The organism is Maribrevibacterium harenarium, from assembly GCF_006385675.1.
GTDB lineage: Bacteria > Pseudomonadota > Gammaproteobacteria > Pseudomonadales > Marinomonadaceae > Marinomonas > Marinomonas harenarium.
In genome coordinates this window covers 1-12,691 of sequence record NZ_VFRR01000056.1, presented here as the reverse complement: position 1 = coordinate 12,691, position 12,691 = coordinate 1, and the positions used below count along the sequence as shown (strand labels likewise).

Annotated in this window: 14 protein-coding genes and 2 tRNA genes; 8 read left to right on the top strand and 8 right to left on the bottom strand. The window is 44.9% G+C overall.

Annotated elements, in window-relative coordinates; translation table 11 throughout:
* Positions 1-243 precede the first annotated feature (243 nt).
* Complete coding sequence (locus FJM67_RS15910; RefSeq protein WP_140591410.1) at positions 244-1,053, top strand: AraC family transcriptional regulator; 810 nt, start codon at positions 244-246, stop codon at positions 1,051-1,053.
* A gap of 260 nt (positions 1,054-1,313) precedes the next feature.
* Here the strand turns inward: FJM67_RS15910 and FJM67_RS15905 are convergent.
* The 4 genes from FJM67_RS15905 to FJM67_RS17865 all read right to left on the bottom strand — a co-directional run bounded on the left by FJM67_RS15905 (position 1,314) and on the right by FJM67_RS17865 (position 3,577).
* A tRNA-Val gene (locus FJM67_RS15905) sits at positions 1,314-1,389 on the bottom strand.
* Between the two features lie 37 nt (positions 1,390-1,426).
* Positions 1,427-1,503: transfer RNA gene (locus FJM67_RS15900), tRNA-Asp, on the bottom strand.
* 665 nt (positions 1,504-2,168) lie between these two features.
* Positions 2,169-3,254: a DNA polymerase IV gene (gene dinB / locus FJM67_RS15895; RefSeq protein ID WP_140591407.1), complete on the bottom strand. Its 1,086-nt coding sequence runs from the start codon at positions 3,252-3,254 to the stop codon at positions 2,169-2,171.
* A gap of 92 nt (positions 3,255-3,346) precedes the next feature.
* Positions 3,347-3,577, bottom strand: a complete 231-nt coding sequence (locus tag FJM67_RS17865; RefSeq protein ID WP_140591405.1) for a helix-turn-helix domain-containing protein — start codon at positions 3,575-3,577, stop codon at positions 3,347-3,349.
* 132 nt (positions 3,578-3,709) lie between these two features.
* Here FJM67_RS17865 and FJM67_RS15885 point away from each other — a divergent pair, with 132 nt between their 5' ends.
* From FJM67_RS15885 to FJM67_RS15875, 3 genes are read left to right on the top strand one after another with little or no spacing between them, the layout of a single operon-like run.
* Complete coding sequence (locus FJM67_RS15885; protein WP_140591400.1) at positions 3,710-3,925, top strand: hypothetical protein; 216 nt, start codon at positions 3,710-3,712, stop codon at positions 3,923-3,925.
* A 3-nt stretch (positions 3,926-3,928) separates the two neighbouring features.
* Complete coding sequence (locus FJM67_RS15880) at positions 3,929-5,134, top strand: site-specific integrase (RefSeq protein ID WP_140591396.1); 1,206 nt, start codon at positions 3,929-3,931, stop codon at positions 5,132-5,134.
* On the top strand, positions 5,127-5,780 hold the full coding sequence (locus FJM67_RS15875) for a hypothetical protein (RefSeq protein ID WP_140591393.1): 654 nt from the start codon (positions 5,127-5,129) through the stop codon (positions 5,778-5,780). Before FJM67_RS15880 ends, FJM67_RS15875 begins: the two co-directional genes overlap by 8 nt.
* 96 nt (positions 5,781-5,876) lie before the next feature.
* Here FJM67_RS15875 and FJM67_RS15870 read toward each other — a convergent pair whose 3' ends face one another.
* Positions 5,877-6,029: a transaldolase family protein gene (locus FJM67_RS15870; RefSeq protein WP_140591390.1), complete on the bottom strand. Its 153-nt coding sequence runs from the start codon at positions 6,027-6,029 to the stop codon at positions 5,877-5,879.
* Between the two features lie 679 nt (positions 6,030-6,708).
* Positions 6,709-7,497 (bottom strand): hypothetical protein, encoded by a 789-nt coding sequence (locus FJM67_RS15860; RefSeq protein ID WP_140591387.1) that lies wholly within the window; start codon positions 7,495-7,497, stop codon positions 6,709-6,711.
* A 537-nt stretch (positions 7,498-8,034) separates the two neighbouring features.
* Between FJM67_RS15860 and FJM67_RS15855 the strand changes: the two genes are divergently transcribed.
* A complete protein-coding gene (locus tag FJM67_RS15855; RefSeq protein WP_140591385.1) occupies positions 8,035-8,475 on the top strand; it encodes an antitoxin Xre/MbcA/ParS toxin-binding domain-containing protein in 441 nt (146 codons plus the stop codon).
* A 140-nt stretch (positions 8,476-8,615) separates the two neighbouring features.
* On the opposite strand, the gene umuC is transcribed toward FJM67_RS15855, so the two are convergent.
* Both umuC and umuD read right to left on the bottom strand, forming a co-directional pair.
* Positions 8,616-9,887: a translesion error-prone DNA polymerase V subunit UmuC gene (gene umuC / locus FJM67_RS15850; RefSeq protein WP_140591382.1), complete on the bottom strand. Its 1,272-nt coding sequence runs from the start codon at positions 9,885-9,887 to the stop codon at positions 8,616-8,618.
* Entirely contained in the window at positions 9,884-10,324 is a 441-nt protein-coding gene (gene umuD, locus FJM67_RS15845) for a translesion error-prone DNA polymerase V autoproteolytic subunit (protein ID WP_140591379.1), read from the bottom strand. Before umuD ends, umuC begins: the two co-directional genes overlap by 4 nt.
* 208 nt (positions 10,325-10,532) lie before the next feature.
* Here umuD and FJM67_RS15840 point away from each other — a divergent pair, with 208 nt between their 5' ends.
* The 3 genes from FJM67_RS15840 (at position 10,533) to FJM67_RS15830 (ending at position 12,628) form a co-directional block, all read left to right on the top strand.
* Positions 10,533-10,775, top strand: coding sequence for an MbcA/ParS/Xre antitoxin family protein (locus FJM67_RS15840; protein WP_140591377.1), 243 nt, complete (start codon positions 10,533-10,535; stop codon positions 10,773-10,775).
* 393 nt (positions 10,776-11,168) lie between these two features.
* Positions 11,169-12,176 (top strand): helix-turn-helix transcriptional regulator, encoded by a 1,008-nt coding sequence (locus tag FJM67_RS15835; protein ID WP_140591374.1) that lies wholly within the window; start codon positions 11,169-11,171, stop codon positions 12,174-12,176.
* Positions 12,177-12,349: 173 nt separating this feature from the next.
* On the top strand, positions 12,350-12,628 hold the full coding sequence (locus FJM67_RS15830) for a hypothetical protein (protein ID WP_140591371.1): 279 nt from the start codon (positions 12,350-12,352) through the stop codon (positions 12,626-12,628).
* Positions 12,629-12,691 lie beyond the last annotated feature (63 nt).

The following is a 12,691-nucleotide window of genomic DNA, read 5'->3' as shown; positions in this document are numbered from 1 at the left end:
TGACTAAATCCAGCTATCGAGAGTTCACTTTTAAAATTTAATGCCATAAAAAACAAAACCCCAACAAAAAGCTGGGGTTTATCGACACTCTGACTCAATTTTATTGAGTTTAATTATTTTCATACCGTCAATTTCTATAACGATCCTATCAAACTAAAATGCAGATTTATAAGATTGAAACAGATGAGCTAGGGCGAGAAATAACCACCCACGGCTCCCCGGACTTTCCATGCGGTACTTACGATGAGTGGTTTTCCCTGTTTTTTTAATCATGAAGTGCCGTGGCATTGGCATGAGGAAATAGAAGTCGTGCTGGTGATTTCCGGTGCAACGCTGGTGCAAACTACTACCCAAGAGACCATTGTCCGTGCCGGGGAAGTCGTGTTTGTAAATAGCAACATACTCCATCGCCTTACGCGACATGGAGAGGAAGACTGTCATATTCTTAACGCTGTTTTTCACCCGACATTGCCCTCTGGGCAGAGCTACAACCTAGTCTATAAAAAGCAAATTTTACCGTTGCTTCAAAATGCAGAACTTACTCTATTTCACTTCAAGCCTGATCAAGATTGGCAACAAGGGGTGATTAGCGTCCTAAGCAATGCGTTTTCAGACTGGGCGCGTGATACAGCCGACAAAGAGATGGTACTGACCATGGCACTTATGCACCTGTGGCAACAACTTTCCCGTCATACCATGCCAGCGACGTCTCCTCAAAAGCAAGGCAGTAAACATGAGCAGCGCTTGCATAAAGCTCTCACCTATTTGCACCAACACTATGCCGCTCCTCTATCAGTTAAGGCCGTGGCCGACGCCGCGAATATAAGTGAGAGCGAATGCTACCGACTCTTTCGATCCTTGCTCAATACCACACCCATTGGCTATCTGATCGAGCATCGTTTGCGTCTTGCGGCTGAGGCTATCAGCACCACCGATCTCCCAATCGCCGCGATTGCCGACAACACCGGATTCACCTGTCCAGCGTACTTCGCTAAGAAATTTAAACAGCAATTTGGCGTGACGCCAAAGGGGTTTAGAAAGCAGTCGCCATAGTTAAGGCGACGCTCAAAAACAGTACAAAAATCAATCAAAATGCCATTTTTTGCAAAGCAAGATTCAGAGGCAAATTTTCACTTTGGTCACAAGTTGGTCACATGGGGGTCACAAAGGCCAAAACGGGCGTATCAAGAGCTTGGGGGTTGACTTTTACAGAAGAGAAAAAGGATATGACAAAAAAGTTCGCAAAACGCTGGAAGGCTTGGTATAACTGACTTTGAGGGATTTTCAATTTTGGAGAAACACTGACAAAAAGGTGGTGGGTGTGGAGAGGTTCGAACTCCCGACATTCGCCTTGTAAGGGCGACGCTCTCCCAACTGAGCTACACACCCATCTTAGAGATGGCTCACTTTCTAAGGCATAAAAAAGTGGCGGAACGGACGGGACTCGAACCCGCGACCCCCTGCGTGACAGGCAGGTATTCTAACCAACTGAACTACCGCTCCGTAGTTTAAATCATGTTTAGCCACTTGATTTAAAAAGTGGTGGGTGTGGAGAGGTTCGAACTCCCGACATTCGCCTTGTAAGGGCTAAAATGCCAAAGAACTTTAACTCACCTCAACCGACATTGAATGCAATCTTACGGCAATTTATTCCGCATTTCAACAAGTTACTAAAAAAATTATTAGTAAAAGTTAATCGCTCCAGCCGCATTGCATTTATTTTGTGACCAATATTTGGAAAAAAGTGGTCACAGGCGATGTAGGCTTAATCATGTGTCTGATGAGCTTCGCCTCACAACGGCGGCCGATATTACACTGATAATTTCACATGTCCAGCACCCTCTAAAAATAAATGCGAAATCGTTGCGAATATGAGCTGCAGGTATGGCTGATGGGAGGGAAAAAATTGAGGAAGGCGTTCTTCGAACAACCAATTTCGGGTAACTTGCTATGGCCGAAATGAGTACATAATTCGATCAGAAACCAATGCCAAAACTCTGTTCATTGCCACATTCCCCCCCCCCCCGATTCAGTCAAAACTTCATTAGTAGCTCTCATAATGAAACTCTTCACTGTGCGAGATGGACAGTCATCAAAACCAGTAATACATGACTAACTGAACATTTATCCCCATAAAAGACAAACAGGAACTGCCCTACTTTTAACAGTCACGATTCACAAAAGTCTAATGGAAGCTGACGCATTTCCTGCTCGGGTTTTAGCATCGCCGTCAATCCTAACAGTCGTATATCACGTCCATTTTGTCTCCTTAGAACCTGCTCCAGTAAATCTCTAAAGTAGTCAAGCTCTAGTCTTTGGTGGACATGTTCGATAGTTGTGAGCTGGAAATCAGCAAACTTTACTTTGATGCCTTGCTTAGAAATGTTTTGATTTTTTGAGTGACGCACTAGCCGCTGCTGTAACTCAGGAAATAAGCGTCGCTCAATCACTTGCCAGCATTCGTCATAACTTGAGATATTGGTAGCAAAGGTTCTTTCAACACCCACAGACTTGCGCTGACGATGAGGTGTAACTTCTCGCGGATCAATTCCATGACTTTTATTCCAAAGAGAGTCACCTAGCTTCCCAAAGCGCCTAACGAGTTCTAGGTAATCAGCTTTGCGAATATCTGAACAAACATAAAATCCAGCTCTATTGAGTTTCTCAAGGCCGACCTTGCCCACCCCTGGAATTTTTCCAAGTGGTAACTGGTCGATCACTGACTGCACTTCTCTTGGCGGGATGACAAATTGTCCATCAGGTTTATTCATATCAGAGGCAATTTTGGCTAAGAATTTGATCGGAGCGATACCTGCCGAGGCCGTTAGATTTAATTCAGTTCGAATTTCTTCACGTATGGCCTCAGCAATAAGCGTTGCTGAACCATGATGCTGCGGACACTGGGTAACATCTAAATACGCTTCATCCAAAGACAAAGGCTCGATTAGGTCCGTATATCGAGCAAAGATCTCCCGAATCTTGGCAGAGGTCTCTTTGTAAACCTGCATCCTGCCGGGTATCACTGTTAACTGAGGACACAACTTTTTGGCGAGTGCAGTTGGCATAGCAGAACGAACACCGTATTTGCGTGCTTCGTAGTTGCAAGTACTGATCACCCCGCGCTGTTTTTCATTCCCCCCTACCGCCAATGGAATATTGCGGTACTGCGGAAAATCACGCATTTCCACCGACGCAAAAAATGCATCCATATCAATATGAATAATCTTTTTACGGTAGTGGGCTGGGCTTTGCATAACACTCATCACTGTTTATTTAAACAGTAATAATGCAACGCTCATCATGGGCTGTCTATAGAAACTTATTGCTCTAATTTAAGCACTCTATCTCACTCCTCCCCTTTTGGAATGTACTCTGCCAACTCCGCCAATGAGCACCCAAAGTACTCGCATAGCTTATCTAGGTTGTCAGTTACCGTGCTGTAGCCTTTATGGTTAATCATCTTCGAAAGAGTCATGCGATTGATCCCTGTTTCCTTGGACACCTCACCAATCGTAATCCTTCTCCCCTCTTGAAATGACTTCTCTGATATCAACTCGCTCAACCTAAATCTGATCATAAATAAGTTCTTTTGATAATATTTTGGATCAAAAATGTTGACAGGTGACGTTAGCCGCCCTAAACTTACAAATATTGATAATATATATTATCAATTATTCGAATTTTTGATCTTTAGATAGGATATATACATATGAGCACATACCTTAGCACAGAACAGCTATCCGATAGAATCCATTATACGCCTCGCACCATTCGCAATGAGCTTTTGGATTCCTGCTTACTCGAGGGGCGCCACTACATTCGTCCGTTCAACCGCCGCAAGATTCTATTCATCTGGGAAAATATCGAAGCAGACATGCTAGCCCAAGATGATTCCCTAGCCCTAGCTTATTCAGAGGAGGCCTAACCTATGGCAAGCGTAAGCATCCGCAAGGAAACCAACACCCTGTATCTAGATTTTCGTTACATGGGAAAACGTTGCCGTGAGCAAACAACGCTAAAGGCAACGGTTGCCAATCGAAAAAGACTTGAGAGAACGCTCGTCAAAATCGAGTCCGAAATCATTGCAGGAACTTTTCGTTACAAAAATCACTTTCCCGACAGCAAAGTGGGGGATCAGTTTGCAGACTTAGAAATGCAATTGCATGAGCCTGACGAATGGGAAATAAATCAGAGCAAGAAGACTGTCCCAACATTTGAGGAGTTTGTTGTGCTCTGGATTGAGCGTAATAAGATCTCGTGGCGTCGCTCTCACATCGTCAATATCGAGAGCATTGTTTCCAAACACTACTTGCCATTCTTTGGAAAAATGAAAGTCGACGACATCACCCGAAATGACATTCTTAAATTTCGCACCTCACTCGCCAAAGTTCCGGGTCGAAATGGTAAAGAAAGCCTAGCTAACACGCGCATCAATAAGATTGTAAATCCGTTAAAACGCATATTTGAGGACGCCGCCGACGAGTATAAGTTTACCACGCCTTATGTCCGCATCAAGCCTCTTAAAAGTCCCAAGACGGATGCGTTCCCCTTCACTATTGAAGAGGTGAATTTAATCTTGGACACCGTTCGCCCTGATTACCGGGACTACTTTTTAGTTCGCTTCTTCACCGGTATGCGAACTGGTGAGATCGATGGCTTGAAGTGGAAATATGTAGACTTTGAAAATCGTGTGATCAAGATCCGAGAAACGGTTGTTTCGGGTGAAGAGGACATCACCAAGACGGAATCCTCTGTGCGCGATATTCATATGAGCACACCTGTTTACAATGCCCTACTGCGCCAGAAAAAACACTCTGAACATTTTGGTAAGTTCGTATTTTGCAATCGTAACGGTGATGCCATAAATCATAACAATGTCACCCAGCGTATCTGGTACCCATTGCTTAAACGACTTGGTTTGGAAAAACGTCGTCCTTACCAAACCCGACATACTGCTGCCACCCTTTGGCTCGCTTCTGGGGAGTCACCAGAGTGGATTGCACAACAGATGGGACACGCTAATACGTCTATGCTGTTTCGGGTTTACTCACGATACGTACCCAATTTAACCCGTATGGATGGCTCTGCCATTGAGCAACTGTTGCAAAGTAAACTGGGGGTGAAATATGCCTAATTTTGAAGCTCGCTCAGCACAACAACCAGACTTAGATGATGTTAGCAACCTAGTGCGTTTTAAAGGGTGTTACTACTTAAAAGCGGTCCACGAAGAAACAAATGCCAACGGTTGGCCGATACGTATTGCCATCATTGGCGATGTTGAAAATACTGGGGAGTTAGAATTACGTCTTTTAGGGGATAATTTTAGAGAGTTGGCAAAGTGGTCTGGCGACTACGTTAACCTAGAAGCGGCAGTCAAACGCTACAATGGCGGCTACTTTTTCTACCTTGCTTGGGCCGAGGTTGTCACCGACTTGACTAGCAACGTGACTACTAACTTTTTTGACCAAGCAAAGGAGAACGAGCACCAAGAGCTAGAGTTTGGCCTACGTATGCGTTGCGAAACCATCGTTGATCAATCAGTGCGCCAACTCTGTCACGACATATTGACGCTGTTTGGGCCGGATTTTAATTCGGACACTCTCAGAAGGCTGCTGAAAGTCGCTACCACTCGCCACGCTGACGAACTTTGCGTGGAAATGGCATTGGCTGTCAGCGAAATTGAAAAGATCGATGACCTTGGCTTCGTTGGCTCCATACTATCTAACCTCAGGAACCAACACCCTTTTGAAATCTGGTCAAGCAGGCTATTGGGAGATTGATTGCTTTAATAGTCAACACTGGTGTGTATAGTCATGAGCTATACACACCAGCATATATGAATTGTGCCGTTTCTACAGTCAGCTCTTAACGTTTTTTTAACGCTGTAAGTCGTTGTTAAACCAGAGACGCTCAGCAATGATGTTCTCTAATTTTACTTGGTCAGCAACGAAACCACGGATACCTTCCGCTAATTTTTCAGTTGCCATAGCATCTTGATTTATCAGAAAACAAAAACGTGATTCACTCATCGGGAAGTCATCGAAAGACTCCCAAGTCAGCAAATGGTGCCCTCAAAACATCAAAGTCATTCGACAATTCATCTACCAAAGCTGGGATGACAGTTAGATACTGGGAGCGACGTAATGCTTTAATTACGAAAAAGGACAAATGATCTCTCGCACCAGCTTCTGATGATTTAGCTTATAGCTATAAACTAGGCTACAAATGGGTGACCAGCCATTGGATGATTTTAAATGGTTAACGAGATAACTTTACACGCAGTGATGTCTATAGTTTAGATACACTTAGCGCTGTTTTTAACAAGAAGAAGATCGACGGTATTATTGATGAGACGACTGAGCATATATCAGCTCGGCGTCAGCTTGCTGAGGAATGGGATGTACTAAAAACACTGATAGAGGAAATACAAGAAAGCTTATGACCCAAAATTTAGTTAGGGACACTATGAACAAATCAAAAAATTTTGGTACACCTTGCTCCAGATACTAGCAACTCTTAAAACATGGTATTTAGCAGCACTTTTCTACCATTAGACTACTATAAGCGGCCAAAGCCCACCTTTTGGATAGACTCGCCCTGCATATACCATATCAACGATCAAGTCGGCCAGATTTTTCATGTAACCGACTTAACCGCATGCTCCCTAACACCTATAGAGCCTTTTACATACTTCTTGCGTGAATAAAATTACTGTTGTTTTTGAAAAGAACAAGAAGACCACTGGTCAGAGGAGCTCCAGATATACTCGTTAAGATTTTGTACTGTGAAAGTGGAAATATTATCATAGAACATAAAGTAGTTTTTAGATGTCATAACTTTACCCACTATATTTACTTTTATAGCAGATGACTCACTTACTGCATCAACATAGCCTAACTGATTTGAAGGTGAGCAAACTTGTTGCCCTACCTGTTTTAATTCCGTTGATCTTGCAAGGAATTTCGACCTAGCCATTTCAGCCTGATTTATTCTGTTTTCAGCCTCACGACTCTCTATCTCAGCAATAAGTTTATTCGCTTGCAAACCTTCATAATTTAAGGTTTCTAGCTCTAAAGTAGCAATGCTTGAAGCGCCACCTGCACCACCTCTACCCTGCTTGGTTGGGTTTACGTTGATTCCCCATGAGTCATGCTCTCTGGGCATATTACAAACGAACATACCAACCAAACCTTCTGCATATTTTTGGGTTTTATTTGGGTCATGGATGCTAAGTGTATAAACTCGCTGTAATCTAGCGCTATTTTTTTGAATGAATACACCGCCATTTCCCTCACAATAGCTTTTAGCCAATGAAGTAGGCGTTTCAATTTGAGACATATCAGCCGAATTAAAAAAAACCTTTTTTGAATATGAAAATTTGTCTTGGATTACGGCGTCGATTGATTCATATTGGAGAGCTTGCTTGGTTGTAAGAGTAGGAGCTGAACAAGCGACGACTAAGACAGATGCACCGAGACCGAAAAAAAACTTTTTCATATTAAACTTCCTTATAGTGAATATCTTTCGAGGCTGATTATATTTAATTACATTTCTTATGACAATCACCTATCGATTAAGAGTAAATCCTATCATGCAACTTTACTTCTACGATACCGAACTGCCATGAAGTCCGCGAAGAGCCTTTCTAGGTTCACATGAATGAGAGGCTGCGAGTTCAACTAAATCAAACGCGCATGGTTCAGAAACTAGCCAAACACAAATAGAGAAGCGATAACCCCTTGGCTTGAAGTTGAATATCGATATTGATACAAAGCTAGTTTTAGTACGGAATTTCAGCACTACACTTACCAACAGTCACGATCTCAACAAGTTTCTGGTAGTGCTTCACATTTTTCGACAGACTAGGGCTACCGTGGCCTAAAGAAGCGCACATAAACAAAGGATAAGCATGGCTGAAGTCCGCAGCAAATCACGTGTTTGGAGAATGTATCCCCGCTTCAACAAGCAGTAGATCAGAACTTAGTACTTAAAGGCGAACCAGGAATTCAAGATATAGCTCCCGGGGAGAACACGATGAATTCGAATCAAAAGCAAGGATCAGAGGCGCTGGCCGCTATAAATGCCCTTTTTCCTGAGGTCGATATCATGACGCCTGCTGGCTACCTGTCTGCCGTGCGTAAAGGAGTCAGCGGTAAAGCGCTTAGATCTATCGTGAATGTCGTTGGGGAGCGTAATCTAATTGCAAAAACCATTGGGAAAGATGTATCTATCCTAAGCAAAAGCTATCGATTGAAACGCCTATCGCCGATAGCATCAGATAATCTGATCGGTACACTGCGGGTGTATGTGAGAGCAGTCATGATCTACGACTCAGTGGATGTTGCAAAAGAGTGGATGAACACTTCCATACCTGCACTGGGAGGCGAATTACCAATTTCTCTGTTAGATACCCATGCTGGACGCGAACTGGTAAATCTAACATTAAGGAAAATAGAGTCTGGAGAGTACGTGTAACTTGACCCTATAGGGTGTCAAATAAAAGCTACCTGAGAAATCATCTATGATGATTTGGGTTGATGTCTCGGCAGCTTACTCGCACATTATCGAGCGTTATTGTTACAAGCGCGGGGGCGCCCAATTAGCCCCGACTACCGCTACCTCACCACCGGCAGTTGATCCCAGCGGGTGGTATAGGCTGGTGATAGCTGCTCTCGTTTCATCAGCCATTGCGGTGTGACGCCTTGGCTAGCGAAGAAGACTTTGCCCTTAGCTTTTTGGTTGATTTGGTCGATCGCAGCCATGAGGGTGTCGGATCTCTCGCTCTTCTTTGATGGGGTAAATAGGTCGAGTTGCTGTTGATTTGGGTCGAAGAAGTCGCTCAGCATGACCCCTGCTTTGGCATAACGGTATCCAGCCCGGTAGATTTTGTTTAGGAGTTGGTCAGCCGAGTGCATGAGTTGTCGTGTGTCACTGGTGGGCGTGGCGAAGCGAGTCGAAAGCGCCGCCACGTAACGGGGGTCGTTATTATTAAACAGTCCGGTGCGGATAAATACCTGAATGGATTTAGCGACTCGTTTTTCGCCCCGTAATTTTTCTGCGGCTCGGGCTACATATTTCGCAACAGCTTGTTGCAGAATTGGCTTCTCGGTAATCCGCTCAGCAAAGGAACGACTACACACTATCTGTTGTTTAACCGGAGTGACCTGTTCTAAATCCAAGCAAGACAAACCATTGAGCTCTTGCTGAGTCCGCTCTAATACTACCGAAAACTCTTTCCGGATGGCTTTGGCATTCGCGTCAGCTAAATCCAGTGCCGTATGTATGCCTTGTTTTTTCAAGCGCTCGCTGATGCGACGCCCTACTCCCCATACATCACTCACATCGACGAGCGCCATTAGCCGACGCTGCCTTTCAGGGCTCATTAGGTTCACCACTGACTGAGTAGCCGGGTACGTTTTCGCGGCATGGTTAGCCAGCTTAGCGAGGGTCTTCGTCGGGGCGATACCAACCCCCACTGAAATCCCGGTCCATTGATGTACCTGCTGCTTAATACGCAATCCAAATTGGGTCAGGTCTTCTACAGTGCTAATACCGGTAAGATTGAGGAATGCTTCATCAATGGAATAGATCTCTACTTCGGGCGCTTCTTGCTCCAGCACCGACATAACGCGGGCTGACATATCTGCATACAACGCGTAGTTGGAGGAAAAGCACTGTATGTCATACTTTTCTACATCTTCCTTTATTTGGAAAACAGGTACGCCCATTTTGATGCCGAGCGCCTTCACTTCTTTGGAGCGCGCCACCACACAGCCATCATTGTTAGATAGAACGGCAACCGGACGATCTCTTAGATCAGGGCGAAACAACTTCTCGCAGCTGGCGTAGAAGTTATTGCAATCAACTAGTGCAAAGACTTGGCTCATCGATCGAACTTGCGTACCACACCGGTGACAACACCAAATACTTCCAAGCCACTATCTTCGGTAATCGGTATGGCTGGATAGGCTTTGTTTTTAGGGCGAAGCAGCACACTTGGGCGCAATTCGAGAACTTTTACCGTCATTTCACCGTGAATACAGGCAATAATGATGTCGCCATGTTTGGCTTCCAGTGATCGATCAACGATCAGTACATCACCGGAATGAATGCCCGCTTCGATCATGGAGTCCCCTTGGGTACGAACAAAGAAAGTCGCACTCGGGTGCTGTATGCAAAGCTCATTGAGGTCGAGTGTTTGCTCCACAAAATCTTGTGCCGGAGAGGGAAACCCCGCCGACACTTTGTCGGAATACAAAGGAATACAGACCCGTTTACGTAACAATGCAGGCACTTCTGCTGAACCTAGATACGTGACTTTCATAGCGGCACCTATATATACTGTTTATATATACAGTATATTTGCAGTTATCGAGGGATTCAATCACTAATGACAGCCAACCATCGCGTTAACAGACAGTTGGGCACTGGGAGTAATTGCCGTATGGCTATACTTGAACATCGGCTAAAATGGTATCACCCCTTGATATCGATGACACAAGCACTCAGCAATACGTAAATAGGAGACAGGTATGAGCCATAGTAAAGACGACTCTTCCCCTATCGAAGGCATAGAATATCCAATTAATTCCGAAGATGAGCTACTCGAATTGGCTAATCAGATATTTGCGAACAAGCAAAAAGCGGAACTCTGGCTAAACAAGCCGGCATTGGCTCTTGGCGGCGCAACTCCGATGGAATTTGCCAAGACCCCGGAGGGAAAGACCGCTGTAATAGACTTACTCGGGAAAATTCGTCACGGGATATTTGCTTAAAACTGATATCAAGACCGGCAAGCATCCGTTTCTGGTCACAGATGTTGAGGGAGATACGCCTCTCAATAGAATACAATCCATAGACTTCTTTTCAGCATGGGATGTGCGGGTTCGGTCAGGTTGTACGAATGCGCGGTTTTATCCTTGTGGTTGCCCTACTGTTGGCATGGCCGTTTTCTGCCTATACCTAAAATGTGAGTGTAGATAAGTGATCTCGGTGTATGACGCTGATACCTTTCGCGTTGATATTTCCGGCTGGACCGATATCGTCGGCAGGGTTGGTGTTGAACGTTTGACTATTAGGATCCAACACACTTTTCTACATAAAAGGCTTTGAATACGATTTTGTAGCCCAGTAAAATTTGAAAAAATTATCGGAAAGGAAGCGCGCCAATGAATCAGGACGTTCTTGAAGTCTATCAATTACTACCCAAGCCCCCAGCTAGAGTTACCACCAAGCAAGTCCAAGAAAAGCTGACTTCCGGTAAAACTGTGCGTACCGTGCAGCGTATGCTGAATGATCTAGAAAGCGTTGGCTTGGCGTTGAAATCACACTCGGGCAACACCCACTATTGGTCGCGCCCCAACCAGATCCAAAGCCTGGATCATATGATGTCTACCCAGCAAGCCTTTGCGATCAAAACTTCCGAGCCCTATTTGGACGAAATCATCCCCGCGTCGTTGCGCCCAGAGTTTGACCGGCTTTTCCAACAGGCGAGCAAAGTGTTGGATAAGCAAAAAGACAAAGCCCCTTGGCAAGACAAATTCGAACTGCGTCCACCGGAATTCCCCGTTACTCGGGAAAAGATTGACCCTATTGTCCGGGAAACCATCCTAAAAGCTGTGCTCGACGAAGAAGCCATTCAAGTCAAATATCAACGCCCTGGCAGAGCCCCTAATTGGCGTATCGTGTTTCCTTATGGGGTCGTATTATCCAAAACATCCCAGTATTTAGTGGGTGCTGGGCTCTCTACATTTGACGACGATCACGCCTACCTCGGGGATGGCAAAGTCACCACAGATAGCATCCATGCCTACGCCATGCATCGAATCACGGAAGTTAAATCCTCCTCCCTGTCATTTATGCGAGTACCGGACTTTAATCTGAAGCAATTTGCGGACTCAGGAATCACCAACTGGCGTATCAACTTCCAAGACATTGACGTCACTCTCATTGCGAAAGACGCCACCGCTAGAATACTCGCAAACGCCGAGCTACATAATGCGACGGTGACACCACGAGGCGACGGCACTACCCTATTCCAATTCACCACCCCCTTCACTTATCAATTTGTGCGCTGGTGTATTGCCCATGGCCACCAGATCCAACTATTGGGCCCGCAGGTGCTGTTAGACGAAGTTGGAAAGCTGTTTCAAGATCCTCGACTACCCTTTACGTAGGAATAAAAAGAGCCATCTGGGGTAAACGAATCCCAGAGACCCTGAATTAATACATATAGATCAATCAATTAGACAACTATTTATATGTATACCAAAGCCTACTTACGACAGATTTTGTCGTCCCGCCTGTTAGCATAGCCTGGGTCAATGATCACCTCAGGAGAAATGTGTTTATGCTAAGCAATACTGACCTCGACACTCATCAAACTCTCTCCTCAATACCAACAGATGCCCTTGAATATAAACTCGTAAGCTGGACGTTGCGTCTACTTATAGAGGCCAAAGGCTATCGAAACTTTTTTCGCAATGGTCGCTTCATTGGTGACGATATTCTGTTGGAGCTTGGTATTGCCTATGACGAAACGAAAAGCCTATCACCCGGCGAACTATTAACGCTGTTTGAAACACATCGGCGCCATATCGTAAGCGTCCGGCAAACCACACCTTCATAACACTTGAAACCTGATCTACCGTCACTGCATCCTAGCTATGGTGGTGATTATGTTTGGTTTCTC